The following is a 25,885-nucleotide window of genomic DNA, read 5'->3' on the forward strand; positions in this document are numbered from 1 at the left end:
AGTTCAAGTGGAGGGTAGTTCATGTATGACTAGGCACCTCATACGGTTTCGTGACTGAGAGTGGCCAAAGACCCATACGCAATAGTCAACGATCTGGACGTTGAAGTCGACCGACCGCTTGTGGCCGGGAGCCGCCGTCGGAGTTGCGAGCCAAGTCGGTTACATCGACTTGGTCGAAAGTCGGAAAAGCATGGTGCCAGCCGTGCGCCCTACGCGAACATGCGACCTATCAGGTATGAATCCGGACGGCGATATCACGGGGTGTTGTCGACACGTAGGGCAGTCGCAGTAACTTAGTCACACCGAGTCGCAAAACCGTGGCGCCAGTCGCAAATGCTCTCGCGCCCTACGGCGGGGCAGGCATGGGCGCCTGCCGCTGCGCGGATTCCCTGTCGTTCCTTCCAGGTCGTGCTGCACGCGGCGCTGCGGCGCCGACGTGTGCTCATGACATTGCGCCGACGTGCCGGCATTGAGATCGGACATCCTACAACAATTGAAAACAAAGCGAAAGTTTGATTTTCGTCGTCGGCGGAAGCAGCCGGCTGGCCATCCGGCTTGAACGCGAGCCCGTTTCAGGAAAACGTTTCGCGTAAATTCATCGAAACAGAGAACGTGATTCCCCAAACTTTGCCAGAAACCCGCCATGAAAGCGGCTCTACGGGTATGCACCAAGTGAGTTAAACGATTAACCGACGTACATTCGCTCAGCACGTCATACGACGTATGACTCCGCGGTTCAGGGAAGCGCATTGACGGCGCACGCGCCGCCCGACGGATCGCCGCACAACAACGATCGACCATCAAGGAGACTCACCATGAAGCACCGATTCACCGGCTCCCGTACCGCCCTGGCCGTCGCGCTGATGGCCGGCTTCGCGATGTCCGCCCACGCGCGGGTGTTCCGCTCGGCGGATGTGCATGGCGACAACTTCCCGACCAATATGGCCGTGAAGTTCATGGGCGACGAACTGTCGAAGCAGACGGGCGGCAAGGATTCGATCAAGGTGTTCGGCAACAGCGCGCTCGGCTCGGAGAAGGACACGGTCGACCAGGTGCGGATCGGCGCGATCGACATGGCGCGCGTGAACGGCGCGTCGTTCAACGAGATCGTGCCGGAATCGCTGATCCCGTCCTTCCCGTTCCTGTTCCGTGACGTCGACCATTTCCGCAAGGCGATGTACGGCCCGGCCGGCCAGAAGATCCTGGATGCATTCACCGCGAAGGGGATGATCGCGCTGACGTTCTACGAGAGCGGCGCGCGTTCGATCTACGCGAAGCGCCCGGTGCGCTCGCCGGCGGATATGAAGGGGCTGAAGGTGCGCGTGCAACCGTCGGACCTGATGGTCGACGAGATCAAGGCGATGGGCGGCACGCCGACGCCGATGCCGTTCGCCGAGGTGTACACGGGCCTCAAGACGGGCCTCGTCGACGCGGCCGAAAACAACATGCCGTCGTACGAGGAAACCAAGCACTACGAAGTGGCGCCCGACTACTCGGAGACGCAGCACGCGATGACGCCGGAAGTGCTGGTGTTCTCGAAGAAGGTCTGGGACAAGCTGTCGCCGCAGGAGCAGGCGGCGATCAGGAAGGCGGCGGCCGATTCGGTGCCGTACTACCAGAAACTGTGGACCGCGCGCGAAGCGTCCGCGCAGCAGACGGTGACGAAGGGCGGCGCGAAGGTCCTGCCGGCCGCGCAGATCGACCGCGCGGCGTTCGTGAAGGCGATGCAGCCGCTGTGGACCAAGTATGAAAAGACGCCGCAGATGAAGCAGATCGTCGACGAGATCGAGGCCACCAAGTGACGCGTCGCACTTCCCTGAACAGCGCGGCAGCCGCGGGCTCGCCGGCCGCCGCCCCGGACGGTGCGGCGCCGGCGCGGCCGCACGCCGCGCCGCTCTTGCGCTGCGTGAACGACGTGCTGTTCCGCGTGCTGGCCGTGATCGCGTCGGCGTGCCTCGCGGTGCTCACGGTGCTGGTGTTCTACGCGGTGGTGATGCGCTACGTGTTCGAGAACGCGCCGGACTTCGTCGAGCCGATCGCGCTGCTGCTCGTGATCGTGATCGCGATGTTCGGCGCGGCGATGAAGGTGCGCGACGGCGGCCATATCGGCCTCGATTCGCTCGTGCGCCGGCTGCCGCCGAAGTCGCGCACGGTGGTGATCGCGATCCAGCACCTGAGCCTGATCGCGTTCGCGATCATGATCATGGTCGGTTGCGGCAGCATGGCCGCCGAGACGATGGGCGACCGCATTCCGATCATCGGGCTGCCCGAAGGCGTGCGCTACCTGATCACGATGCCTGCGGCGATCGCCATCATCCTCTTCTCGCTCGAGCACCTGCTCGCGCTTCGTCGTTCTTCGCCGGGACAATAACGCCATGGAACTCGCGATCCTGTCCGTCAGTTTCCTGATATTTCTCGTGCTGGGCGTGCCCGTGTCGTTCGCGCTCGGCATCGCCTGCGTGCTGACCTATATGGTCGAAGGCTTGCCGATCGCGACCGCGATGCAGGCCATGATCTCCGGGATGAATGCGTTCTCGTTCCTCGCGGTGCCGTTCTTCATCTTCTCCGGCGAGCTGATGCTGCATGGCGGCATCGCGGACCGCATCCTGCGCTTCGCGCAGGCGACCGTCGGCCATTTCCGCGGCGGCCTCGGGATGGCGAACGTCGTGGCCTGCACGCTGTTCGGCGGCGTGTCGGGCTCGCCGACCGCCGATACGTCGGCGATGGGCGGCGTGGTGATCCCGCTGATGAAGCGCGAAGGCTACAGCGCCGCGTACGCGGTCAACGTGACGACGCATGCGTCGCTCGCCGGCGCACTGATGCCGACGTCGACCAACATGATCATCTATGCGTTCGCCGCGCAGGGCATCACCGGCATGCTGCACGGCCAGCCGGTGAGCGGCGTGTCGATCGGCGACCTGCTGTTCTCGGGGCTGCTGCCGGTGTTGTGGGTGATGGGCTTCGTGCTCGCCGCCGCGTACTGGCAGGCCGTGCGTCACGGCTATCCGCGCCGTGAAGACGGTTCGTCCGCGCTGCCCGCGTTCCCCGGCTGGTATGCGGTGCTGCGCAGCTTCGTCGGCGCGGTGCCCGGCCTGATGGTGATCGCGATCATCCTCGTGTGTGTCGCGAAGGGGATTGCGACCGCGACCGAAGCCGCCGCGATCGCCGTCGTGTACTCGCTCGTGCTGACCGCGGTCGTGTATCGCACGCTGACGGCCGAGAAGCTGCGCCGCGCGCTGTCGCATGCGGCGCGCACGACGGGCGTCGTGCTGCTGCTGATCGCGGTGTCCAACATGCTGCGCTTCCAGATGTCGTACCTGGAGATTCCGGATGCGATCGAAGGGCTGCTGAAGCAGTCGACCGCCGCGCCGTGGCTGATGCTGCTGTACATCAACATCATCCAGGTGTTCCTCGGCACGTTCGTCGACATGGCCGCGCACATCCTGATCACGACGCCGCTGTTCCTGCCGATCGCGATGGCGTGCGGTGTCGGGCCGGTGCAGTTCGGGATCATGCTGCTGCTGAACTGCTCGCTCGGCCTCGTGCACCCGCCGATCGGCTCGGTGCAGTTCGTCGGCTGCGCGATCGGCAACGTGTCGATCGGCGAGACCACGAAGATGGCGTGGCCGTACTACCTCGCGATCTTCAGTGCGATCAACATCGTCACGTACCTGCCGTTCTTCTCGACGTGGCTGCCGAGCCTGATCAGCGGGCACGCGGTGTTCTGATTCTCCGATCGCATGCTTGCCCCGCGCGGCGCCGGACGACCGAGGTTGTCCGGCGCCGCGGTCGTTTCTGCGGCGCCATTTCAATTCGCCGGAAAGGAAAGCGCATGGGCGCTCATTCCTGCCGCGCATCCGGCTCGCCGTTGCCGCCAGCCGACCGGTCGTCGCGCCAATCCGCCAACTCGCGCCACAGCGCCGGGCGCAAGTGCGATTCGTCATGCGTCGCGCCTGCAACCTGTGCGATGATGCGCCGCTTCGCGTTCGATGCAGCACGCCGCTGACAGCGGCGCCCGGTTCCGGGCGGCTGCCGACCGTGCCGACACCGGAGACGACATGCCCGCAGTGAACATTCATGGCAGTACCCTGCATTATCAGGATCACGGTACCGGGTTTCCGGTGCTGCTCGGACACAGCTATCTGTGGGATGCGGCGATGTGGGCGCCGCAGATCGACGCGCTGTCGCGCCAGTACCGCGTGATCGTGCCGGAGCTGTGGGGGCATGGCGCATCGGGCGCACTGCCCGAAGGCACGCAGACGCTCGACGATCTCGCCGCGCACGCGAGTGCGCTGCTCGACGCGCTGGAGATCGAGCAGTGCGCGATCGTCGGGCTCAGCGTCGGCGGCATGTGGGGCGCGCGGCTCGCGTTGCGCGAACCGCAGCGCGTGCGCACGCTCGTGCTGATGGATGCATCGCTCGAGGCCGAGCCCGAAGCGACGCGCCTGCGCTACTTCGGGATGCTCGACGCGATCGCCGCCGCGGGCCGTATCGCGCCGCCGCTGCTCGATGCGATCGTGCCGCTGTTCTTCCGGCCGGACGTCAATCTGGCGGACCCGGTGCCGTCCGCGTTTCGCGACGCGCTGGCGAACCTGCCGGCCGACCGGCTGCGGCAATCGGTCGTCCCGCTCGGCCGGCTGATCTTCGGCCGGCCCGACACGCTGTCGGCACTCGCCGCACTCGACGCCGAACGCACGCTGCTGATGTGCGGCGCGGGCGACATGGCACGCCCGCCGTCGGAAACCGTGAAGATGGCGAGCGTGATCGGGTGCGGGCATGCGCTGGTGCCGGACGCCGGCCACATTTCGAACCTGGAGAATCCCGCGTTCGTCACGCGTGCACTGCTCGACTGGTTCGACGCGCAACGGCTGTCGGCAGGCTGACGCCAGCGCATGTCGCGCGGCGTCGCGTCATGCGAGCCGGCATCACGCGGGCCGCATGACGAGCACCGACATCACGCGCGTTCGCTGACCGGCGTGAGCTTCCTGTCCCGCCCGCGTGCTTCGTCGGCCCTGCCGCGCACGAGGCTCAGCGCTTCCGCGCGGCTCGCCACGCACGGCGCGGAGCCGGGCAGCGGCCGGCGTGCCGTCTCGCGCAGCGCGAGCACCGACACGATGCCGATGAACGATGCGCCCATCAGGTAGTACGCGGGCATCATCAGGTCGCCGGTGCGGTCGACCAGCCACGCGGTGACGAGCGGCGTCGTGCCGCCGAACAGCGACACGGACACGTTGAAGCCGATCGCGAGCGCGCCATAGCGGATTCGCGTGGGGAAGAGCGCCGGCAGCGCCGACGGCATCACGCCGGTGAACGTCGACAGCAGCACGCCGTAGATCAGCATCCCGCCGAACACGGGCAGCATGCCACCGGTGCGGATCAGCATCAGCGCCGGCACCGCCAGCACGAGCAGGCCCACGCAGCCGGCCATCATCACCGGCTTGCGGCCGACCTTGTCCGACAGGTGCCCGGCGTAGAGCGTCATCGGCATCATCAGCACCATCACGAGCAGCACCAGGAACAGCCCGTGCGATTCGCGGAAGTGCAGCGTGGCCGACAGGTAGCTCGGCAGGTACGACAGCGCCATGTAGTCGGTCACGTTGAAGATCAGTACGAGGCCGACGCATTGCAGCAGCGGCTTCCACTGTTCGACGAGCAGCGTCGCGAAGCGTTGCTTCGGCCGCGCACGTTCGTCCGCTTCGCGTGCTTCGGCCTCCTTCTTGAAGGCGGGCGTTTCCTCGAGTTTCAGCCGGACATAGAGGCCCACGAGACCGAGCGGGCCCGCGATGAAGAACGGCACGCGCCAGCCCCATGACAGCAGTGCTTCCTGCGACAGCGTCGCGGTGAGCAGCGCGACGACGCCGGCGCCCAGCACGTAACCGATCAGCGTGCCGAACTCGAGGAAGCTGCCCATGAAGCCGCGGCGCTTGTCGGTCGAGAATTCGGCGATGAAGGTGGCTGCGCCGCCGTATTCGCCGCCGGTCGAGAAGCCCTGTACGAGACGCGCGACGAGCAGCAGCACGGGCGCCATGATGCCGATCGACGCATAGCTGGGGATCAGGCCGATCGCGAACGTGCCGACGGCCATCATGATCATCGTGGCGGCGAGCACGCGCTGGCGGCCGATGCGGTCGCCGAGCGGGCCGAACACCATGCCGCCGAGCGGGCGCACGAGGAACGCGGCCGCGAACGTGCCGAAGGTCGCGAGCAACTGCGCGGACGGGCTGCTCGACGGGAAGAACACCTTGCCGAGCGTGACGGCGATGTAGCTGTAGACGCCGAAGTCGAACCATTCCATCGCGTTGCCGAACGCCATTGCGCCCACCGCGCGCTTGAGGACGGCGGGGTCGACGATCGTGATGTCATCCAGCTTGACGGACTTGCGCGAAGACCGGGCTTTCGCGAGGTGCGCTTGCGACGGGCTCAATGAACTCTCCTGGAATTGCCTTGGCAGCCGGCCGGGCGGGAATGCAGAAGGCTCGTGCGGGCCGAGGGGCAGCGAAGGCGGATGTGTCGGGGGCGCCTCGATGTCGGTGAAATGACGCGCGCTGCGGGCGACACCGGGCAGGTGTGTTGTGTGAACCAGTTTAGAGAAACGGGCGCGGCCGACTATCGGTCATGCGCCCGGAACCCGGTGGTAAACGACACGGGGGGAGCGTCGAGGCTGGCGTTCGGCGGCGCGATATGCCGGACGCCGGTGAAAACGAGGGGCTACAGCGAACGGGCGGATGACGGCGCCGGTTCGATTGAATGGGCGAGGCACGCACGACCTCCGGCTGTTACCCGGAGGTCGGCAAGTCATACCCCGAGGTCAATTTCCGGCCGCCGCCGTCGCGACCGGCGCCGCATCGGGATGCTGGCGCGCGTAAAGCTGGCGGTTGCGCGCAATCTCCGCGTGCGACAGCGGATAGTCGTTCCGGTTGAACGGCAGCAGGCCGTCGGCTTCGGCGTCGATCAGTTGCCGGTGGACGTCGGCGCGCGTGAGCGGCGCTTGCGTGGACTGGGCGAACGCCTGCGTGCCGAACGGCAAACTGAGCGTGGCGACGACGAAAGCAGCGACGAGTTTCATGGCGACTCCTTGACGGTTGAACGAACGGGCAAGTGGGGCGGGGCCCACGGATCGAATTCTGGATGCCGCGGCGCTCACCACACTGACCCGTCGATTACAATTTTGTAATCGGGCCGTGTCGCGCGTGCGCGGGGCGGCTCGCCCGCGCCGTTTCCCGGTAACATCGGCGCATGTCACCACCGAATGCGACGGAGCCGAACATGCGCATCCTGATAGTCGAAGACGAGCCGAAGACCGGCGCATACCTGAAGAAGGGGCTCGAGGAATCCGGCTTCAGCGTCGATCTCGCGAAGGACGGCGGCGAAGGGCTGACGCTTGCGCAGGAAGAAAGCTACGACGTGATCGTGCTCGACGTGATGCTGCCCGTTCTCGACGGCTGGAGCGTGCTCAAGCGGCTGCGCGACACGCATGCGACGCCGGTGCTGTTCCTGACCGCGCGCGACGACGTGCAGGATCGCGTGCACGGGCTCGAACTCGGCGCCGACGACTACCTCGTCAAGCCGTTCGCGTTCGTCGAGCTGCTTGCGCGTATCCGCACGCTCGCGCGCCGCGGGCCGCCGCGCGAGACGGAGCGCATTGCGGTCGGCGATCTGGAGATCGACGTCGTGCGCCGCCGCGTGAAGCGCGGTACCGTGCGGATCGACCTGACACCGCGCGAATTCTCGCTGCTGCAATTGCTCGCGCGTAGGCAGGGCGAGGTGCTGAGCCGCACGCAGATCGCGTCGTACGTGTGGGACATGAATTTCGACAGCGATACCAACGTGGTCGAGGTCGCGATCCGGCGGTTGCGCGCGAAGATCGACGACGAGTTCGCGGTCAAGCTGATCCATACGGTACGCGGCGTCGGGTACGTGCTCGAACCGAAGGACGCCGCATGACGGTCGGCCGCTCGCTCGGCGCGACGCTCGCGCTCGCATTCGGCGCGACCACGCTCGCCGTGTTCGCCCTGGTCGGTGCGTATGTGTACACCGGCCTCGAGCGGCAGGTCAGCACGCAGGACGACCTCGACATCGTGCTCGCCGCGCGGCACACGCGCCGGCTGGCGGGCGAGCTCGATTCGCTCGACGCGGTGCGCACGCATGCGGACCGCTTGACGAGCCAGGTGCTCGGCAACGAGGCGCTGTCGATGGCCGTCGTCGACGGGCAGGGTCACCTGCTCGCGCGCCACGACGTCGGGCGGACCGCGCTCGACGATCTGCCGAATGCCGCATCGGGCGCATCGTCGCCCGCATTACCCGATGCCGAACTGTTGCCGCCGCATGCGACGCCGGTGCCTGCGAACGAACGGATTACGGCCGACCGGATCGTGATGTGGCATGCCGATGGCGGCCCGCCCGTGCGTGGCGTCGTCACCGAAGCCGAGTTGCGCGACCATACGAAGATCCGGATCGCGATCGCGCGCGACATGAGCGATCGCGCCGAACTGCTCGACGGCTACCGCGACAAGCTGGAGATCGCCGGCGGCCTGGGCGCGCTGTTCGCGATGCTGCTCAGCTACGGGCTGATCCGCAAGTCGCTCGCGCCGCTGCGCGAGATCGTCGCGAACACCGGCCGGATCACCGTCGACAAGCTCGATACGCGGCTCGATGCGTCGCGGGCGCCGCGCGAGCTGACGGCGCTCGTCGACGCGCAGAACGCGATGCTCGGCCGCCTGCAACAGGCGTTCGGGCACCTGTCGCAATTCAGCGCGGATCTCGCGCACGACCTGCGCACGCCGCTGAACAACATGCGCGGTGCAACCGAGGTGGCGCTCGCGCGGCCGCGCTCGCCCGACGAATACCAGGCACTGCTCGAATCGAATCTCGAGGAGTACGACCGTCTCGCGCGGATGATCGAGAACGTGCTGTTTCTCGCGCGCGCCGAGCATCCCGGCTTCGTCACGCGGCAGCGCGGGTTCGACGCGCATGAAGAGCTGGAGCGCATCGCCGGCTATTTCGAAGGGCTCGCCGACGAAGCGGGTTCGACGCTGCGCGTCGAAGGGAGCGGGCAGTTGACCGCCGATCTCGAGCTGTTTCGCCGCGCGGTCAGCAACCTGCTCGCGAATGCGCTGCGCTACACGCCGGCGGGCGGCGTCATCGCGCTGAGCGTCGACGAAACGGCGGACGCGGTGCGCGTCGTCGTCGCGAACCCGGGCGAGCCGATCGATCCCGCGCTGCTGCCGCGCATCTTCGACCGGTTCGTGCGCGGCGATCCGGCCCGCAGCGGCGGCGTGCCGGGCGGCACGGCCGGTCTTGGCCTCGCGATCGTGCGCTCGGTGATGGAACTGCACGGCGGCACTGCGCGCGTCGAGAGCGACGCGGCCGGTACGCGGTTCATCCTCACGTTCATCAAGACGCCGACGGCGTAGCGGCGGTGTGCCGGGCGGCGGCGGCGTTCGCATCCGCCGGTGCGTTCCAGCCGCCGCCCAGCGCCGTCAGCAATCCGACTGCGGCTTCCATCCGTCGCGCGGCGATCTGGTCGGCCTGGCGTCGATTCGTCAGCGCGATCGTCTGCGCGGTCACGACGTCGAGGTAGCTGACGGCACCCGCGTTGAAGCGGTTCGTCGTCAGCCGCAGCGACAGGTCGGCTGCGTCGGTTGCGCGTTGCTGGCTGCCGGCTTCCGACGCGAGCGCATCGAGCGTGGACAGTCGATCCTCCACCTGCTGGAACGCGACGAGCACCGTCTGCCGGTAGTCGGCGACCGCGCCGTCGTATTGCGCATGCGCACCGCGCAGCGTCGCGCTGCGGCGTCCGCCGTCGAACAGCGTGCCGACCAGTTGCGGGCCGAGCGACCAGAACAGGCTCGGCGCGGCGAGCCACGGCGCGAAGAACGCGCTTTCGAGCCCCGCGCTCGCCGACAGCACGAGATCGGGGAAGAACGCGGCACGCGCCTCGCCGATCTGCGCATTCGCGGCCGCGACGCGGCGCTCGGCCGCCGCGATGTCGGGCCGCCGTTCGAGCAGCTGCGACGGCACGCCGGCCGGGATGGCCGGCACGTCGAACGCTTGCACGCGTGGCGGCAGCGCGAACGTCGACGCGCTTTCGCCGACGAGCGTCGCGATCGCGTGCTGAAGCTGCGCGCGCGACGCGTCGATATCGGTGTCCTGCGTGCGCGTCGATTCGAGTTGCGTCTCGGCCTGCGCGACGGCAGACGCATCGATCGCGCCGGCTGCGAGCTGCTGTTGCAGGAGTTTCAGTGCATCGGCATAGGCACGCACCGTGTCGTCGAGCAGTTGCTTCTGCGTATCGAGCGAGCGCAGCGCGAAATAGTCGGTCGCCAGCTCGGCCGTGACCGACAGCTTCACGGCCTGCAGGTCGGCCGCGCTCGCGTCGGCGTTGGCCTGCGCGCCCGTCACCGCATCGCGCACGCGGCCGAACACGTCGGGTTCCCAGCTTGCGGCCACGCCGGCCTGATAGTCGGGTGTCGTCTTGCCGGCGAGCGACGAGCCGAGCTTGTTCTGCGACACGCGCGAACGGCTTTGCGCGACACCGGCCGTGACGGTCGGCAGGAAGCCTGCATGCTGGTAGTCGATCATCGCGCGCGCCTGCTGCAGATCGGCGACCGCTTTCTTCACGGTCTGGTTCGACACGTCGACACGCGCTTCGAGCGCGTTCAGGCCGGCGTCGTCGAATACTGTCCACCAGGCGCCGCGCGATGCGGCATCGGCCGGCGCCGCGACGTTCCAGCCGGGCTGCGCGGCGGGCGCGCCCGCAGCCGGTATGCCCGTAGCCGGTACGCCCGTAGCCGGTACGCCCGCAGCCGGTACGCCCGTAGCCGGTATGCCCGCATAGTGCGCGGGCACCGTGACGGCGGGCGGCGAGTAGGCGGGCAGCGTCGAACATGCGGCCAGTGCGGCGGCTACGCCGAGTGCGACGACGCGGCGAGCGAACGGAAGTGGACGAAAGAGGCTCATGGCGGATATCTCGCGGGTTGTCATCGGCGGTCAACCGTGGGTGTTCGTTGACGTTGAAACAGGCGTGGCAACCGGTGTCGACGCTGTCGCGCGCGGCACCGCCGGCACACCGGATGCCGGGCCTGCTGGCGCGCCCGCTGCGGCACCCGGCGTCGGGCCATGTTCGACCGACACGATCCTTACGGCCTCGCCGCTGGCGATCGAGTCGCCCGGGTTGTCGATCACGCGATCGGTCGCGGCCAGCCCCGCGACGATTTCGACATGGGTGCCGAAATCGCGCCCGATCTGCACGGTCTTCAACGCGGTGCGTCCGTTCGCATCGACGGTCGCGACCGTCACGCCGTTCGGCCGGAACAGCAGCGCGCTGACCGGCAGCTCGAGCGCGGGCGTCGCACTCGCCACCCGCAGGTGCGCTTGCGCATACGCACCGGGCAGCAGCGCGCCGTCGCGATTGTCGACGTCGATCTCGACGCGCAGCGTACGCGTGACCGGATCGATCGCGCCCGCGCTGCGTGCGACGTGTGCGGCGAAGTGCCGCCCCGGATACTGCTGCGTGGTCAGGTACGCGGACGTGCCGGCCGAGATGCCGGCCGCGCTGTCCTGCGGCACGTCGACGAACACGCGCAGCGTGTCGGTCTGCTCGAGGTGGAACAGTTCGCCCGACAGCCCCGGGCTGCCCGGCGTGCCGCCTGCCGTCACGAGTGTGCCGACGTCCACGTTGCGCACGGTGATCACGCCGTCGAACGGCGCGGTGACCGATTCGTACGACACGAGCTGGTTCAGATGCGCGGCATTCGCCTGCGCGGATGCGAGCATCGCGCGCTTCGCATTCATGTCGGCAACCTTCGTGTCGGTGTCCTGTTGCGACACCGACTGCGTCTTCAGCATGTCCTGCCAGCGCTGCGCGGTCGATTTCGCGTAGTCGTAGTTCGCCTGCGCGGTCGACGTGTCGGCGTGCGCCTGGCGCAACTGCGCGTCGAGGTCGGGCGCCGCGATCTGCGCGAGCGTTTGCCCGGCTTTCACATGCGCGCCGATGTCCGTGGTCCAGTGCGCGATGTAGCCGCTGGTGCGCGCGTAGATCGATGCTTCCGCGTACGGCGTCACCGCGCCCGGCAGCGTGAGCGTCTGGTCGGCCGGGGCCGTGCCGGGCTGGACCACGGATACGGGCAGCGCCTGCTGTGCGGCCACCTGCACGCGCTGGGCGGCGCGCGCATCGACGCGCGGCACGATGCCGACGGCCAGCAGCGCGGCGGCGACGGCAATGGCGGCAAGGGGCACGGCCAGCTTGCGGCCGCGCGGGGGCGGCGGCGTGTCGGGCGGCATCTTCTCCGCTTCGGCAGCCGGTGACGGGGCGAGGGATTCGGTCGAGTCGTTCATGATGGTTTCGAAGTCGGGCGAGTCGAAGGGGATCGGGATGTGTTCGCAATCAGGGCGCCACCGGCATGTCATGCGCGGGGCGGGTGTTGGCCGCGTCGCGGCGCCGGTCGAGCCACGCATGGACGAAGCCGAACACGACGGGCACGAGCAGCAGCGTCGACACCGTGCCGAACGCAAGGCCGCCGATCACCGCGCGGCCGAGCGGCGCGTTCTGTTCGCCGCCGTCGCCGAGGCCGAGCGCCATCGGCAACATGCCGATCAGCATCGCGAGCGCGGTCATCACGACCGGGCGGAAGCGGCTGAACCCCGCATCGAGCGCGGCCTGCCACGGTGGCGTGCCGGCGGCGAGCAGCTCGCGCGCCGCGTTGACGACGAGGATGCTGTTCGCGGTCGCGATGCCGATGCACAGGATCGTGCCGGTCAGCGCGGGCACCGACAGCGTCGTGTTCGTGACGAACAGCATCCACCCGATGCCCGCGAGCGACGCGGGCAGGCCGCTGACGATCACGAGCGGGTCGAGCCACGACTGGAAATTGACGACCATCAGCAGGTAGACCAGCGCGATCGCGAGCACGAGGCCGCTCAGCAGCCCAGTGAACGACTGGTGCATCGCCTGCACCTGGCCGCGCAGCACGATCGACGAGCCGGGCGGCAGTTGCGCGCGTGCCGCGTCGACGAGCTTCGTCACGTCGGCGGTCACGCCGCCGAGGTCGCGATCCTGCACCGACGCGAAGATGTCGAGCACCGGCTGCACGTTGTAATGCGACACGACGGCCTGCTGCTCGGCGCGCGAGAAGGTGCCCAGCGTGCCGAGCAGGTTCTGCACCGGCGCGCCGGCCGCGGGGCCGCCCGCGGGCGTTTGCGGCGACTGCGCGGCGGTCGGCATCGCGATGTTCGCGAGCGACTGCAGCGAGTTGACGTCGTATTGCGGCGCCTGCACCAGCACCGGATAGCTGACGCCGTTGGCCGGGTTCAGCCAGAAGTTCGGCGTGGTCTGCGAGCTGCCGGACAGCGCGATCAGCAGGTTCTGCGACACGTCGCGCTGCTGCAGCCCGGCCTGGATCGCCTTGGTGCGATCGACGTCGACGTTGATCGCGGGTTCGTCGCCGGGCTGCTGGATGCGTGCGTCGACGAGCCCGCGCACGCCGCGCAGCTGCGCGAGCAGCCGGTTCGCGACCGCGCGGTTCTGGTCGAGCTTGTTGCCGACGATCTGGATGTCGATCGGCGCGGGCAGCCCGAAGTTGAGGATCTGGCTGACGATATCGGCCGGCAGGAACGCGAAGGTCACGCCGGGGAACGCCTGGTTCAGCAGGTTGCGCAACTGCGTCACGTATTGCGCGGTCGGGCGGTGGTTGGCTTTCAGCGTGATCATGATGTCGGCGTCGCCGGAGCCGATCGGGTCGGACGAGTCGTAGGTCAGGTTGATCCCGCTGACCGGCACGCCGATGTTGTCGAGCACGCCGGCCAGTTCGTTCGCCGGGATCGCCGAGCGGATTCGCGCCTCGACTTCGTCGGTCAGGCGCGCGGTCTGCTCGATCCGCGTCCCGGTCGGCGCGCGCAGGTGCAGCCGGATCTCGCCGGTATCGACCGACGGGAAGAAATCCTGCCCCGCGACGGCGAACAGGCCGGTGGAGGCGACGCACGCGAGCAGGAACGCGGCGGCGAAGCGGAGCCGGTTCGCGATCGCGGCCGACAGCAGCGCGCGGTAGCCTGCGCGGACCGCCTCGAAACGGTGCTCGAAGCCGGCCTGGAAGCGCGCGAAGCGGGCGAACACGCCGCGCGGCGGCTTGCCGTCGCCCTTCGCGCGCATCAGCACCATCGCGAGCGTCGGGATCAGCGTGCGCGAGAAGAAGTACGACGCGATCATCGCGAAGATCACCGCTTCGGCCATCGGCACGAACAGGTAGCGCGCGACGCCCGTCAGCAGGAACATCGGCGCGAACACGATGCAGATCGACAGCGTCGACACGAAGGTCGGCACCGCGATCTCGCCCGCGCCGGACAGGATCGCCTCCTCGAGCGGCGCGCCGCGTTCGAGGTGATGCGTGATGTTCTCGATCGCGACGGTCGCGTCGTCGACGAGAATCCCGACCGCGAGCGCGAGCCCGCCGAGCGTCATGATGTTGATCGTCTGGCCAAGCACGGAGAGCGCGCACAGCGACGTCAGCACCGCGAGCGGGATCGTCACCGCGATGATCAGCGTCGCGCGCCAGCTGCCGAGGAACAGCAGGATCATCAGCGCGGTCAGGCACGCGGCGATCACCGCCTCGCGCGCGACGCCCTGGATCGCCGATTTCACGAACACCGACTGGTCGCCGAGCGGCGTGATGTGCAGCGCCTTCGGCAGGCCGGCCGCGATCTTCGGCAGCAGCGCCTTCACCTGGCCGATGATCGTGAGCGTCGACGCGCTGCCGGTCTTCTCGACCGTCAGCAGTGCTGCGCGCTTGCCGTCGCTGCGCACGATGTTGGTCTGCGGCGCGAAGCCGTTGACCACCTGGGCGACGTCGCGCACATAGACGACGTTGCCGCCGACGGTCTTGACCGGCAGGTCGTTCAGCGCGGCGACCGTCTGCGTGCTGCCGTTCATCTGCACGTTGTATTCGCGCCCGCCGATCTTCGCGGTGCCGCCGGGCAGGATCAGGTTCTGCGCGTTGATCGCGTTGACCACGTCGATCGGTGCGAGCCCCTTGGCCTGCAGCGCGCGCATGTTCAAGTTGACAACGATCTCGGGCACCTTGCCGCCGAACGGCAGCGGCACGGCCGCGCCCTGGACGGTGGCGAGCTGCGTGCGGATGAAGCTGTTGCCGAGATCGTAGAGATCCTGCTCTGGCAGCGTCTTGCTCGACAGCCCGAGCTGCAGGATCGGCACCGTCGACGCGTTGTACGTGATGATGTTCGGCGGCAGCGTGCCGGGCGGCAGGATGCGCAGGATCGACGCCGAGTTGCTCGACGCTTCCGCGATCGCGCGGTTGATGTCCGCACCGGGGTGGAAGAAGATCTTCACGACCGACACGCCGTTCAGCGACTGTGACTCGATATGCTCGATGTCGTCGACGTCGGAGGTCAGCGCGCGCTCGTAGTTCGTCGTGATGCGCTTGGCCATGTCCTCGGCCGAGAAGCCGTTGTACGACCACACGATGCTGACGACCGGGATGTCGATGTTCGGAAAGATGTCGGTCGGCGTGCGCAGGATCGCGAGCGCCCCCGCGATGAAGATCAGCAGTGCGAGCACGACGAACGTATAGGGCCTGCGCAACGCCAGCCGGACGATCCACATGATGTTTTCCTCGAAGCAGGGCAGGGAAGACGCATTCGATGCGACGAGCGTGCAGTCTGCCGTCGCCGCGTTGACCCGGTCCTGACTCGAAGATTACGAAACCGTTATCTGCGCGGGGGCCGGCAGATTTCAAAACTGTCATCCGGCGGTCAGCGTCGTGCCGGCCGCGGTCGCCAGAATGAAGGTGTCGGGCGGCGAACCGCATCCGCGGTCCCGCCGGCGGCGCATCGACGATGCGTCCTCATCGAACCGTTCTGGAGAGTTTCATCATGAATCGCAGACTGATCGCAGCCGCCGCGCTGCTCGCCCTCGCAATCGGCACGCCGGTGGCCGCCTTCGCGCAGACTTCGTCGTCCGGCCCGACGCGCGCCGACGTGATCGCCGACCTGGTTCAGGCGCAGCGCGACGGCACCGTGCCGACGTCGAACTGGGACTATCCGCCGAGCACGCAGACGATCGCGCGCAATCGCGAGCTCTATGCGATCGCGCACGGCGAGCAGGCCACCGCGACCGCGACTGCATCGACGCCGGTGCCATCCGTCAGCGCGCAGTGAAGCGGGAGTCGGGCAATGAAGGTCCTTTCCCGACTGGCGATCGCCGCGCTGCTCGCGGCGGCGGTCGCGCCGGCCTTTGCGCGCGGGCAGCCGCAACTTTCCGATGACGACGGCGGGCGCGCCAGCGTGCTGCGCGAGTTGAATCCGGCGCGGGGGACCGGCGACGCGCGGCTGCCTGCCGCGCGCGTCGTGTCGTGTCGCGCCGATTCGCCCGCTTAGGTGTTTATACGTATGCCGATTCCGATATTGCCTCAATCCAATATTTCATTGGAAGGTTATCGGACTTGTTTCTAGACTGATGCGGGGCGTGCAGACCGGGCCGGCTCGACGCACCGGCCGGCGCAGCCCCGACCCGCGCGGGCGCCACGCAGAAACAGAACAGCGCCGCGGCAGACAACGACATCATCGGAGACGAACCATGACATTCATCAGGAAGCTGGCGGCCGGCGCGATCGTTGCCGCGGCGACGGTGCTGGCAGGCAGTGCGCACGCGCAGCAGAAGCCGATCACCCTCGGGTTCTCGCAGGTCGGCGCGGAAAGCGCGTGGCGCACCGCGAATACCGTGTCGGTGAAGGGCGCGGCGAAGGACGCCGGCATCAACCTGAAATTCTCGGATGCGCAGCAGAAACAGGAGAACCAGATTCGCGCGATCCGCTCGTTCATCGCGCAGAAGGTCGACGTGATCGCGTTCTCGCCGGTCGTCGAATCGGGCTGGGAGCCGGTGCTGACCGAAGCGAAGGCCGCGCACATTCCGGTGATCCTGACCGACCGCGGGGTCGACGTGAAGGATCCGTCGCTGTACGTGACGATGATCGGTTCGGACTTCCTCGAGGAAGGGCGGCGCGCCGGCCACTGGATGGAAGAGCGTTACAAGAACGACGCGGGGCCGATCAACATCGTCGAACTGCAGGGCACGGTCGGCTCGGCGCCGGCCAACGACCGGCGTGCCGGCCTGCTCGAAGTGATCAAGAGCAATCCGAAATTCAAGGTGATCGCGTCGCAGAGCGGCGATTTCACGCTCGCCGGCGGCAAGCAGGTGATGGAAGCGTTCGCGAAGACCTACGGCAAGCAGATCAACGTCGTCTACGCGCACAACGACGACATGGCGCTCGGCGCGATCCAGGCGATGGAGGAAGCGGGGATCAAGCCCGGCAAGGACGTGAGCGTCGTGTCGTTCGACGCGACGAAGGGCGGCTTCCAGGCGATGGTCGCCGGCAAGATCAACGTCGACGTCGAATGCAGCCCGCTGCTCGGCCCGCAACTGATGAGCGCGGTGAAGGATGTCGTCGCGGGCAAGTCGCTGCCCAAGCGCATCGTCACGAACGAGACCGTGTTCCCGATGAACGTCGCGGCGCAGATTCTGCCGACCCGCAAGTACTGAGCACGTACTGACAATCCGGCACGGGCGGCGGCATCGGCCGCCCGGATGGCAACCGCTCCGAGGGAGGATTCATGACGAATCCGCCGGTGGTCGAGATGATCGGCATCGACAAGTCGTTTCCGGGCGTCAGCGCGCTGCAGCGCGTGGACTTCCGGCTGTTTCCGGGTGAGATTCACGCGCTGATGGGCCAGAACGGCGCGGGCAAGTCCACGCTGATCAACGTGCTCACCGGCGTGCATGCGCACGATGCGGGCGAGATTCGCGTCGGCGGCCGGCCCGTGCGCTTCGCCGCGCCGCGCGAGGCCGAGGCGGCCGGCATCCAGACGCTCTACCAGGAAGTGAACCTGTGCGCGAACCTGTCGGTCGCGGAGAACATCTTCGCGGGCCGGCAGCCGATGCGGCGCGGCGCGATCGACTGGAAAGCGATCCATGCGCGCTCGCGCGCGGCGCTGGCCGAACTCGACCTGTCGCTCGACGTCACGCGCTCGCTCGACGCGTATCCGATCGCGGTGCAGCAGATGGTCGCGATCGCACGCGCCGTCTCGGTCGATGCGCGCGTGCTGATTCTCGACGAGCCGACCTCGAGCCTCGACGACGGCGAGGTCGCGCGGCTCTTCGACGTGCTGCGCCGGCTGAAGGCGTCGGGCATCGCGATCCTGTTCGTCACGCACTTTCTCGAACAGACCTACGCGGTGTCCGACCGGATCACCGTGATGCGCAACGGCGAGCGCGAAGGCGAATACCTGGCGCGCGACCTGCCGGTCGATGCGCTCGTCGCGAAAATGACCGGCCGCGAGCGGATGTCCGACACGCTGCAGGCGGGCGCCGCGGCCGTCGAGCGCACCGCCGGCGAGGCCGAACCGTTCCTGTCGATGCAGCAGGTCGGCCGGCGCGGGATGATGAGCGCGCTCGACCTCGACGTGCGGCCCGGCGAGATCGTCGGGCTGGCCGGGCTGCTCGGTTCGGGCCGCACCGAGACCGCGCAGCTCGCGTTTGCCGCGGAGCGCGCGGATACCGGTGCGATCGAGATCGACGGCGCGCGCAAGCGGCTTGCGTCGCCGCACGACGCGGTGCGGCACGGGATCGCATACTGCCCGGAGGATCGCAAGAAGGAGGGGATCGTCGCCGCGCTGTCGATCCGCGAGAACATCGTTCTTGCGCTGCAGGCGCGGCGCGGCTGGTGGCGGCTGATCGGGCGTGCGCGCCAGCGCGAGCTCGCCGATACCTATATCGCGCGGCTCGGCATCAAGGCGCGCGACGCGGAGCAGCCGATCGGCCTGCTGTCGGGCGGCAACCAGCAGAAGGTGCTGCTCGCGCGCTGGCTCGCGACGGAGCCGAAGCTGCTGATCCTCGACGAGCCGACGCGCGGGATCGACGTCGCGGCAAAGTTCGACATCATGGAGCGTGTGCTCGCGCTGTGCGCGCAGGGGCTCGCGATCCTGTTCATCTCGTCGGAGATCGGTGAAGTCGTGCGCGTGAGCCACCGGATCGCGGTGCTGCGCGACCGGCGCAAGGTTGCCGAACTGACAGGCGCCGACGCATCCGAGGAGCAGGTGTACCGGTTGATCGCGGGAGGCCAGTCATGACGCGTCTGCGCACGCTGTTCCGTCATCCGCTCACGTGGCCGGTGCTGACGCTCGCGCTGCTGTTCGCGCTCGACGTCGCGCATCGCCCGGGTTTCCTGTCGATCACGCTGCTCGACGGTCACCTGTTCGGCGCGCCGGTCGATATCCTGAACCGCGCGGCGCCGCTCGTGATCGTGTCGCTCGGGATGACACTCGTGATCGCGACGCGCGGGATCGACATCTCGGTCGGCGCGATCGTCGCGATCGCAGGCGCGGCTGCTGCGATCGTGCTCGACGCGGACCCGTCGCGGGTCGGCACGGCGCTGGCCGCTGCACTCGGCGTCGGGCTGCTCGCGGGCGCATGGAACGGGCTGCTCGTCGCGTTCGTCGGGATGCAGCCCATCATCGCGACGCTGATCCTGATGGTGGCCGGCCGCGGCATCGCGCAACTGCTGACGGGCGGCCAGATCATTCCGATCGGCGCACCCGGCTACCTCGCGCTCGGCGGCGGCTATCTCGCGGCCGTGCCGTGCGCGGTGTGGATCGCGCTTGCGACGATCGCCGCGACCGCGCTGCTGGTGAATCGCACGGCGCTCGGGCTGTTCATCCGCGCGATCGGCGTGAACCCGGTCGCGACGCGGCTCGTCGGGTTGCGCTCGGGCGCGGTCGTGTTCGGCGTGTATCTGTGTTCCGGCGCGATGTCGGCACTTGCCGGCATCCTCGCAAGCTCGAACGTGCGCAGCGCCGACGGCAACAACGCGGGGCTGCTGCTCGAACTCGACGCGATCCTCGCGGTGACGCTCGGCGGCACGTCGCTGCTCGGCGGCCGCTTCAGCCTCGCCGGCTCGGTGCTCGGCGCGCTGATCATCCAGACGCTCACCTACACGACCTATTCGATCGGCGTGCCGCCGGAGGCGACGCTCGTCGTCAAGGCGGTCGTCGTGATCGTCGTGACGCTGATCCAGTCGGACGCGGCGCGTGCGCTGGTCGTCCGGCACGCGTCGCGGCTGCTGTCTTCCGCGCGTTCGCGCGCCACTTCCGGAGCGACGCCGCGATGAACCGACTCCTTGGGCGCCTCGCCGACCCGCGCACGCTGCCGATCGTCGTGACGATCGTACTGTTCGCCGCGCTGTTCGGCTTCGGGTCCGTGACGTACACGGGCTTCTTCTCGATGCAGGTGCTGACCGGGCTGCTCGTCGACAACGCATTCCTGCTGATCGTCGCGATCGGGATGACGTTCGTGATCGTGTCGGGCGGCATCGACCTGTCGGTCGGCTCGGTCGTCGCGCTGACGACGATCTTCTGCGCGGTCGGCGCCGAGCGGCTGCACTGGCCCGTGTGGGTGATCGTGCCGCTGGTGCTCGCGTTCGGCGCGCTGTACGGCGCGGCGATGGGCGCGTTGATCCATTATTTCCGGCTGCAACCGTTCATCGTCACGCTGGCCGGGATGTTTCTCGCGCGCGGCGCGTGCTTCCTGATCACGACGCAGTCGATCACGATCAACGAGCCGGTGTTTCATGCGATCGCGGGCATCAGCGTGCCGGTGGGCGGCGGCACGCTGAGCGCGGGCGCGCTGATCGCGCTCGCGACGCTGGCCGGCGCGATCTACGTCGCGCATTTCACGCGCTTCGGCCGCAACGTGTATGCAATCGGCGGCAACGAGCGTTCGGCGCTGCTGATGGGGCTGCCGGTCGCGCGCGCGAAGGTCGGTGTGTACGCGCTGAGCGGCTTCTGTTCGGCGCTCGGCGGCGTGGTGTTCACGCTGTACGTGCTGTCGGGTTACGGGCTGCAGGCGCAGGGGATGGAACTCGACGCGATCGCCGCGACCGTGATCGGCGGCACGCTGCTCACGGGCGGCGTGGGCTATGTGATCGGCTCGGTATTCGGCGTCGGCATTCTCGGCACGATCCAGGTGCTGATCACGTTCGACGGCACGTTGAGTTCGTGGTGGACGCGGATCGTGATCGGCGCGCTGCTGTGCGTGTTCTGCGTGCTGCAGCGGGTCATCGAACGGCACGCGGCGCGGCGGCGCACGGGCGGCACGGGGCTGGGTGCGCCGACGCCGAAGCGCGGCCCCGCGCAGGCGCGGCCGGCGTTGCCCGACGCGGACGCCGCGCTGGTTTCGACGATGCAGCGGCTGTAGCGCGCGCAGCGTCCGGCAGGGGGCACGGCGCGAAGCGTCGTGACGTGACGGTGGGCGATGCCGATGGGTGGGCTGTCGGGCCGGCGCCCGACTGGAGCGTGAGCGATGCGGGGGCCAGTGCCGTCAGGCCGGCCCGGCCGCGTGAGTCTAGGCGCCGAACGACGTGTCGGCGATGCGCGTACGTTTCAGCGAGCCGGCCAGTTTCCCGATCGCGTCCAGATCCAGCGCTTCGAGGTGCTCGCGCACGTCCCGCACGAAGGCCGCGTAATCCGGCTCGTTCGCATACTGGCCGAGCCATTCCTCGATATCGGTGAGTTGCCCGTTGTCGGCCAGCCGGATCAGTGCGTGGAGCGCATCGTCGGGCGGGCACGGCATCGCGGGCATGGGGACGTCCGGCTCGGCATCGTCGTCCGGATGAAACCGGCGGACGAGCTCCGACGCAGGCACGAGCGTGTGCCCGACGGCCGGCGCGACGAACGCGAACGAGAACGCGGTGCCCGCGCCCGGCTGGCTGGCGACGGCCAGCTCGCCACCCATCGCGCCGACGATGCGCTGCGCGATGAACAGGCCGAGCCCGGTGCCGCCGTTCACGGCCTGCACCTGCTGGTACGCGCGGAAGATGTCGCGGGTTCCGCTGATGTCGATCCCGATGCCCGTATCGGCGACCTCGAACAGCAGGCGCCATGCGTCGCCTTCGCGCGACGCATGCACCGACAGCGTGACCGTACCGTCGCGCGTGAACTTCGACGCGTTGGACAACAGGTTGAGCAGCACCTGCTGCAGCCGCATGCCGTCGATCGATACCGTGCGCGGCAACGCCGTGGCCGGCCGGTAGACGAACCGGTTGTCCTGCTGCGCGCACAGCGCGACCGCGTAGTGGCCGATGTCGTCGAGCAGGCCGGGCAGGTCGGTTGCATCCGGCGACACACCGAGCGGCTGCAGCTCGGCCTTCGTGAACGCGAGCAGTTCGTCGATCAGCGTGAGCTGGTAGCGGATGCTGCGATCGATCGACCGGATCAGCCGCGCCTGGCCGCGCGTCGCGCCTTGCAGCAGCAGCTTCGCGTAGCCGTTGATCGTGGACAACGGCGCGCGCAGGTCGTGACTGACGTAGCCGAGCGTCTCGATCTTCTGCTGCATGTGGGTCGTCACCTGTTGCAGCGCGTCGTTGAGCGCGAGCGTGCGTCGTGCGACTTCGTCGCGCAGGCGATCCTGCTCGGTGAGCTGCCAGTGTTCGAGCCGCTTCCTCGCCTCGGCGCGCTGACGGCCCACGTGGTGGATCCATGCGGCCAGCACCAGCAGGTGCGTGGCGAGCCCGACGATCGCGAGGACGGGGTTCGGGTAGATGTCGGATTTCAGCCACGCGAGTGCCGGCGGCAGCGTGTTCATGCCGTCGAGCACGCGGATCAGCATGTTGAAGGTGGCGAACGCGACGGCGATCAGCATCACGCGGCCGGTCGGCGTCCGGCGGATCGCGAGCATCAGCGCCAGGCTGATGTTGAGGATTCCGAGCGCCGCGTTCAGCCGCAGGCAGAACCACGTGAACGTCAGCAGGTCGCCGCATGCGGCGCCGATCATGCCGACGCATTCGAGCGCCAGGAATACCATGTAGATCGCGCGCATCGGCAGCTTCGCCTGCTCGCGCCGCGCGACCATCAGGATGAAGACGATGAAGCAGGCGACCGCCAGGTACGCGAAGATCACTTCGCCGCGCGCCGACCATTCACGCAGCGCAAGCGGTAACGCCATCGCCGTATAGCCGCGGTAAGTCGCTTCGAACAGCGTCGTGCCCAGCGCAATCGCGGCCAGCACATGGAACACGCCGCTGCGCGAAAAGAACCCGATCAGCAGCGCGCACCACACGAGCGCGAGCAGGCCGCCGAAGAAGCCGAAGTCCCACATCGTCGCGCGCCGTTCCAGCGCATCCCACGCCGCACGCGTGAACGCGGCCGGCGCGAGCCGCAATTCCTTGCGCGACGTGACGCGGATCAGCACGGGGATGCTTTCGCCGGCGCGCAGCGTGACGTCGAGTGTCGGGTAGCGCGATGGCGGCGCGGCGGCATCACCGCCCGCGCGAGCGGCCGGGAAGCGGCTGTCGAGTGTCCACCGGCCGTTCCGTTCGACAAAGAAGTCCGCCTGGTCGACTCGTGCGTCGCGAATCGCCAGCACCAGCGGGCGCGCGGCGCTGTCGCGGTTGGTCAGCGCCGCGCGGATCCACCATGCCGATCGCGAGAACTCGACGTTGAACGACGACGTGCTTGCCAGCGGCGTGCCATGACCCGGATCGGCGAGCCGTGCGGCAACCTGGTCGGCGGACATCGTGGTGCTCGCGTCTTCGAATACCGACACGGCGTCCAGTTGCGCGGGGTTCGGCGTCGACGCGGCACGCGCCGTCGCGCAGGTGACGGCCATCGCGAGCAGAAGCAGCAGCGCCGCGCGGCATCCGGCTGCCCATGCCGCGTGGCGGCTACGCATCGTGATGGTGCTCCCCGGGCGAGGCGGGCGCATTCACCGCATGGCGCTGGCGCCGCCAGTCGGACGGCGTGATGCCGAAGCGTTCGCGGAACGCCGTCGCGAAGTTGCCGGGTGTGGAGAAGCCGATTTCCTCGGCGATGTCGCCGATCCCCATCGACGTCTCCGCGAGGAAATGCATCGCGGCGCGCAGGCGTGTGTCGCGCAGGTATTCGAACACGGTCTGGCCGAGATGGTCGCGGAACACGCGGGACAGGCGCTTTTCGTGCGTGCCGACCTGCCTGGCGAGCGCCTCGAGCGCCGGCGGGTGGCGCAGGTCGCGCAGCAGGACCTCGGTCGCCGCGCGCACGAGGGTCGCATCCGGGTTGTCGGGCAGCTCGGGCAGATGCGCGAACGGCTGGCTGCGCCGTGCCCGCTTCAGGTGATTGCGGATCCGGGCCAGCACTTCGGTCGGCTCGAACGGCTTGATGATGTAGTCGATCGCGCCGGTTTCGAGCCCGGCGATACGATCCTCGAGATCGCCCGCGGCCGTCAGGATGATGACCGGGATCGATTGCGTCGAAGGGGTCGACGCCAGCAGCCGGCACGCGGCGAAGCCGTCCATGCGCGGCATGCGGACATCCATCAGGATCAGGTCGGGCACGATCGCCTGGGCGCGGTGATAGGCCTGCAGCCCGTCGAACGCGACGCTGATCCGGCATCGCGCGGCACGCAGGATTTCGGTCAGGAGCCGCAGGTCGTTCGGGCGATCGTCGACGACAAGAATATGTGCGTCGGCGAGATCCGGCGTGGGACGAGGCAACGCCGGACTGGACGAGCGGGATGACATGGTTGCGGGCGCGTTGGAAGGGTGGCGGGTCGGTTAGAGCGCATCGCTGTCTGCGCGATTGTTGCGAAAAATTATATGCCGACAGCCGCGCCGACTGTGAGGATTCCGTGTGATTCGTGGGGGCTTGTGCGACGAGGTGCTGCGGGCTTGTCGGGGCGGCGTCCGGCTGGAAGAAACGGAAACGGAAAAACATGCCGGATCGGTTGATTAATATCGGTCTTTATTGCCGGATTTATGATGTTGAATTCGAATTGATCCGGGCGGTGAATTGGCTTGTCATGTGTCGGGAACGCGGCGTGCTCAATGTAAGGTGGATGAGATCGATCGTCATCGGCCTGATTAATTTTTTTGCCATCATCGGGTCGAAATGAGGTGTGAATGGAAATGGGTTTCGCACCGGAATGTATGAATGTAAATGCCGTCCGCTCCGGAAAACAGTTTTTCCGCTCGGGAAAAGGTTCGTTCGGACGGATGCCCGCACACTAGCCCCGGCGCGGCTGGAATCGGTTCTTTCGAGACGGCCCGGATCGCGCGGATCGCATGCCGAATTCCCATCGAGGTGCATGCGATACCAATGTGACATTGAACGATGCGGTATCCCATGATATGGGAATGCGGTAGCAAACGAATAACTGGCACGAGGGTAATGAAAATTTCATTATTTACCGAATACGTTGTTATATAAGAGAAATCGGTGAATCTTGAAATGTGGTCGGGTGTGATGCGCCGGTCGAGACGAAATGGTCAAGAAAATTCGCTCGATTAATTCGGTGCAGGGGTCGTCCGGCAAGTCGTCGGGGCAGTTCCGGAAATCCGGGAAATGCGTTTGACGGCCGGACGGAAAGGGTGAGTGGTCGCGCGTTGGCCGTCCGAGGGTTCGATCCATCGGGGGGCGGCCGCGCGCGGTGCGCTCTCGAATCAGGCGGGCACGAAAACGATGAGCACAGCAGGCATGACAAGCCACCGCACCGGTTCGCACGAACCGGCGGCGCATGCTTCAGTCCCGGGGATCGCACGACGTCATCCTCCTCCTGAATGAAACAGGGCGGGCCGCCCCCCGGGTGCGGGCCGGCTTCCGCCTATCCGGCGTCTGAATGACGCTGTCCCATGAGATTCAAGGTCGTCGCGGGTTCGGCGCGATGGCGTTCGCGCGCGCGGATGAGCGATGCGTCCTGCATCGTGCCGCCGTCGGGTCCGCCACGCCGGCTTCGATGAGTCGATAACCGGCGATCGTCTCGCATCGTGCCGACGGGCACGGGCGGCGTGCGGTCGTGTGATCGCGATGCCGATCGCGAGTGCCGTGCAGCGTTGTTCAGTCGTTTAGTTAGTGA

At 67.8% G+C, this 25,885-nt stretch carries 20 protein-coding genes; 13 read left to right on the plus strand and 7 right to left on the minus strand.

Annotated features, from left to right (window positions below):
• Window positions 1-815 precede the first annotated feature (815 nt).
• The 4 genes from G3N64_RS26915 (at window position 816) to G3N64_RS26930 (ending at window position 4,883) form a co-directional block, all read left to right on the plus strand.
• On the plus strand, window positions 816-1,802 hold the full coding sequence (locus tag G3N64_RS26915; protein WP_205786625.1) for a TRAP transporter substrate-binding protein: 987 nt from the start codon (window positions 816-818) through the stop codon (window positions 1,800-1,802).
• The gene (locus G3N64_RS26920; protein WP_205786626.1) at window positions 1,799-2,371 is read left to right on the plus strand and encodes a TRAP transporter small permease; all 573 of its coding nucleotides are present in this window, start codon (window positions 1,799-1,801) and stop codon (window positions 2,369-2,371) included. Before G3N64_RS26915 ends, G3N64_RS26920 begins: the two co-directional genes overlap by 4 nt.
• A gap of 4 nt (window positions 2,372-2,375) precedes the next feature.
• Window positions 2,376-3,728 carry a TRAP transporter large permease gene (locus G3N64_RS26925; RefSeq protein WP_059241306.1) on the plus strand — a complete coding sequence of 451 codons (1,353 nt, stop codon included), beginning with the start codon at window positions 2,376-2,378 and terminating at the stop codon, window positions 3,726-3,728.
• 330 nt (window positions 3,729-4,058) lie between these two features.
• Window positions 4,059-4,883 (plus strand): alpha/beta fold hydrolase, encoded by an 825-nt coding sequence (locus G3N64_RS26930; RefSeq protein ID WP_205786627.1) that lies wholly within the window; start codon window positions 4,059-4,061, stop codon window positions 4,881-4,883.
• 71 nt (window positions 4,884-4,954) lie between these two features.
• Here the strand turns inward: G3N64_RS26930 and proP are convergent, their stop codons facing one another.
• Together proP and G3N64_RS26940 are read right to left on the minus strand one after the other, a co-directional pair.
• On the minus strand, window positions 4,955-6,424 hold the full coding sequence (gene proP / locus G3N64_RS26935; RefSeq protein ID WP_205786628.1) for a glycine betaine/L-proline transporter ProP: 1,470 nt from the start codon (window positions 6,422-6,424) through the stop codon (window positions 4,955-4,957).
• A gap of 384 nt (window positions 6,425-6,808) precedes the next feature.
• Window positions 6,809-7,066 (minus strand): DUF4148 domain-containing protein, encoded by a 258-nt coding sequence (locus tag G3N64_RS26940; RefSeq protein WP_205786629.1) that lies wholly within the window; start codon window positions 7,064-7,066, stop codon window positions 6,809-6,811.
• Window positions 7,067-7,266: 200 nt separating this feature from the next.
• On the opposite strand from G3N64_RS26940, the gene G3N64_RS26945 reads away from it, so the two are divergent.
• Window positions 7,267-7,944, plus strand: coding sequence for a heavy metal response regulator transcription factor (locus G3N64_RS26945; protein WP_205786630.1), 678 nt, complete (start codon window positions 7,267-7,269; stop codon window positions 7,942-7,944).
• On the plus strand, window positions 7,941-9,413 hold the full coding sequence (locus G3N64_RS26950) for a heavy metal sensor histidine kinase (protein WP_205786631.1): 1,473 nt from the start codon (window positions 7,941-7,943) through the stop codon (window positions 9,411-9,413). Before G3N64_RS26945 ends, G3N64_RS26950 begins: the two co-directional genes overlap by 4 nt.
• Here G3N64_RS26950 and G3N64_RS26955 read toward each other — a convergent pair.
• Genes G3N64_RS26955 through G3N64_RS26965 form a run of 3 tightly spaced genes read right to left on the minus strand, consistent with a single transcriptional unit; the run spans window position 9,394 to window position 15,613 of the window.
• Window positions 9,394-10,959, minus strand: a complete 1,566-nt coding sequence (locus tag G3N64_RS26955) for an efflux transporter outer membrane subunit (RefSeq protein WP_205786632.1) — start codon at window positions 10,957-10,959, stop codon at window positions 9,394-9,396. The genes G3N64_RS26950 and G3N64_RS26955 overlap by 20 nt on opposite strands.
• A 30-nt stretch (window positions 10,960-10,989) precedes the next feature.
• A complete protein-coding gene (locus G3N64_RS26960) occupies window positions 10,990-12,336 on the minus strand; it encodes an efflux RND transporter periplasmic adaptor subunit (RefSeq protein WP_205786633.1) in 1,347 nt (448 codons plus the stop codon).
• A gap of 49 nt (window positions 12,337-12,385) precedes the next feature.
• Window positions 12,386-15,613 carry an efflux RND transporter permease subunit gene (locus G3N64_RS26965; protein WP_205786634.1) on the minus strand — a complete coding sequence of 1,076 codons (3,228 nt, stop codon included), beginning with the start codon at window positions 15,611-15,613 and terminating at the stop codon, window positions 12,386-12,388.
• 269 nt (window positions 15,614-15,882) lie between these two features.
• Between G3N64_RS26965 and G3N64_RS26970 the strand changes: the two genes are divergently transcribed.
• From G3N64_RS26970 to yjfF, 6 genes are all read left to right on the plus strand, one after another.
• The gene (locus tag G3N64_RS26970) at window positions 15,883-16,167 is read left to right on the plus strand and encodes a DUF4148 domain-containing protein (RefSeq protein ID WP_205786635.1); all 285 of its coding nucleotides are present in this window, start codon (window positions 15,883-15,885) and stop codon (window positions 16,165-16,167) included.
• A 15-nt stretch (window positions 16,168-16,182) separates the two neighbouring features.
• Window positions 16,183-16,386, plus strand: coding sequence for a hypothetical protein (locus G3N64_RS26975; protein WP_205786636.1), 204 nt, complete (start codon window positions 16,183-16,185; stop codon window positions 16,384-16,386).
• A gap of 199 nt (window positions 16,387-16,585) precedes the next feature.
• On the plus strand, window positions 16,586-17,548 hold the full coding sequence (locus G3N64_RS26980) for an ABC transporter substrate-binding protein (RefSeq protein WP_205786637.1): 963 nt from the start codon (window positions 16,586-16,588) through the stop codon (window positions 17,546-17,548).
• Window positions 17,549-17,619: 71 nt separating this feature from the next.
• The gene (locus G3N64_RS26985) at window positions 17,620-19,134 is read left to right on the plus strand and encodes a sugar ABC transporter ATP-binding protein (protein WP_205786638.1); all 1,515 of its coding nucleotides are present in this window, start codon (window positions 17,620-17,622) and stop codon (window positions 19,132-19,134) included.
• Window positions 19,131-20,171 (plus strand): ABC transporter permease, encoded by a 1,041-nt coding sequence (locus G3N64_RS26990; protein ID WP_205786639.1) that lies wholly within the window; start codon window positions 19,131-19,133, stop codon window positions 20,169-20,171. The genes G3N64_RS26985 and G3N64_RS26990 overlap by 4 nt, the downstream gene beginning before the upstream one ends.
• On the plus strand, window positions 20,168-21,256 hold the full coding sequence (gene yjfF / locus G3N64_RS26995) for a galactofuranose ABC transporter, permease protein YjfF (protein WP_205786640.1): 1,089 nt from the start codon (window positions 20,168-20,170) through the stop codon (window positions 21,254-21,256). Before G3N64_RS26990 ends, yjfF begins: the two co-directional genes overlap by 4 nt.
• A gap of 147 nt (window positions 21,257-21,403) precedes the next feature.
• Here the strand turns inward: yjfF and G3N64_RS27000 are convergent, their stop codons facing one another.
• Both G3N64_RS27000 and G3N64_RS27005 read right to left on the minus strand, forming a co-directional pair.
• Window positions 21,404-23,728, minus strand: a complete 2,325-nt coding sequence (locus tag G3N64_RS27000) for a sensor histidine kinase (RefSeq protein ID WP_205786641.1) — start codon at window positions 23,726-23,728, stop codon at window positions 21,404-21,406.
• Window positions 23,721-24,554 carry a response regulator gene (locus G3N64_RS27005; RefSeq protein ID WP_205786642.1) on the minus strand — a complete coding sequence of 278 codons (834 nt, stop codon included), beginning with the start codon at window positions 24,552-24,554 and terminating at the stop codon, window positions 23,721-23,723. The genes G3N64_RS27000 and G3N64_RS27005 overlap by 8 nt, the downstream gene beginning before the upstream one ends.
• A 191-nt stretch (window positions 24,555-24,745) precedes the next feature.
• On the opposite strand from G3N64_RS27005, the gene G3N64_RS27010 reads away from it, so the two are divergent.
• Window positions 24,746-24,925 carry a hypothetical protein gene (locus G3N64_RS27010; RefSeq protein ID WP_205786643.1) on the plus strand — a complete coding sequence of 60 codons (180 nt, stop codon included), beginning with the start codon at window positions 24,746-24,748 and terminating at the stop codon, window positions 24,923-24,925.
• Window positions 24,926-25,885: the final 960 nt, after the last annotated feature.

The organism is Burkholderia sp. Ac-20344 (assembly GCF_017104975.1).
GTDB lineage: Bacteria > Pseudomonadota > Gammaproteobacteria > Burkholderiales > Burkholderiaceae > Burkholderia.

Coding starts and splice junctions, on each gene's coding strand:
- G3N64_RS27010 (WP_205786643.1), top strand. CDS start 24,746: ATGCCGGATCGGTTGATTAATATCGGTCTTTATTGCCGGATTTATGAT.
- G3N64_RS26930 (WP_205786627.1), top strand. CDS start 4,059: ATGCCCGCAGTGAACATTCATGGCAGTACCCTGCATTATCAGGATCAC.
- G3N64_RS26960 (WP_205786633.1), bottom strand. CDS start 12,336: ATGAACGACTCGACCGAATCCCTCGCCCCGTCACCGGCTGCCGAAGCG.
- G3N64_RS26945 (WP_205786630.1), top strand. CDS start 7,267: ATGCGCATCCTGATAGTCGAAGACGAGCCGAAGACCGGCGCATACCTG.
- G3N64_RS26975 (WP_205786636.1), top strand. CDS start 16,183: ATGAAGGTCCTTTCCCGACTGGCGATCGCCGCGCTGCTCGCGGCGGCG.
- G3N64_RS27000 (WP_205786641.1), bottom strand. CDS start 23,728: ATGCGTAGCCGCCACGCGGCATGGGCAGCCGGATGCCGCGCGGCGCTG.
- G3N64_RS26990 (WP_205786639.1), top strand. CDS start 19,131: ATGACGCGTCTGCGCACGCTGTTCCGTCATCCGCTCACGTGGCCGGTG.
- G3N64_RS26925 (WP_059241306.1), top strand. CDS start 2,376: ATGGAACTCGCGATCCTGTCCGTCAGTTTCCTGATATTTCTCGTGCTG.
- G3N64_RS26965 (WP_205786634.1), bottom strand. CDS start 15,613: ATGTGGATCGTCCGGCTGGCGTTGCGCAGGCCCTATACGTTCGTCGTG.
- yjfF (WP_205786640.1), top strand. CDS start 20,168: ATGAACCGACTCCTTGGGCGCCTCGCCGACCCGCGCACGCTGCCGATC.
- G3N64_RS26915 (WP_205786625.1), top strand. CDS start 816: ATGAAGCACCGATTCACCGGCTCCCGTACCGCCCTGGCCGTCGCGCTG.
- G3N64_RS26970 (WP_205786635.1), top strand. CDS start 15,883: ATGAATCGCAGACTGATCGCAGCCGCCGCGCTGCTCGCCCTCGCAATC.
- G3N64_RS26980 (WP_205786637.1), top strand. CDS start 16,586: ATGACATTCATCAGGAAGCTGGCGGCCGGCGCGATCGTTGCCGCGGCG.
- G3N64_RS26940 (WP_205786629.1), bottom strand. CDS start 7,066: ATGAAACTCGTCGCTGCTTTCGTCGTCGCCACGCTCAGTTTGCCGTTC.
- G3N64_RS27005 (WP_205786642.1), bottom strand. CDS start 24,554: ATGTCATCCCGCTCGTCCAGTCCGGCGTTGCCTCGTCCCACGCCGGAT.
- G3N64_RS26955 (WP_205786632.1), bottom strand. CDS start 10,959: ATGAGCCTCTTTCGTCCACTTCCGTTCGCTCGCCGCGTCGTCGCACTC.
- G3N64_RS26985 (WP_205786638.1), top strand. CDS start 17,620: ATGACGAATCCGCCGGTGGTCGAGATGATCGGCATCGACAAGTCGTTT.
- G3N64_RS26950 (WP_205786631.1), top strand. CDS start 7,941: ATGACGGTCGGCCGCTCGCTCGGCGCGACGCTCGCGCTCGCATTCGGC.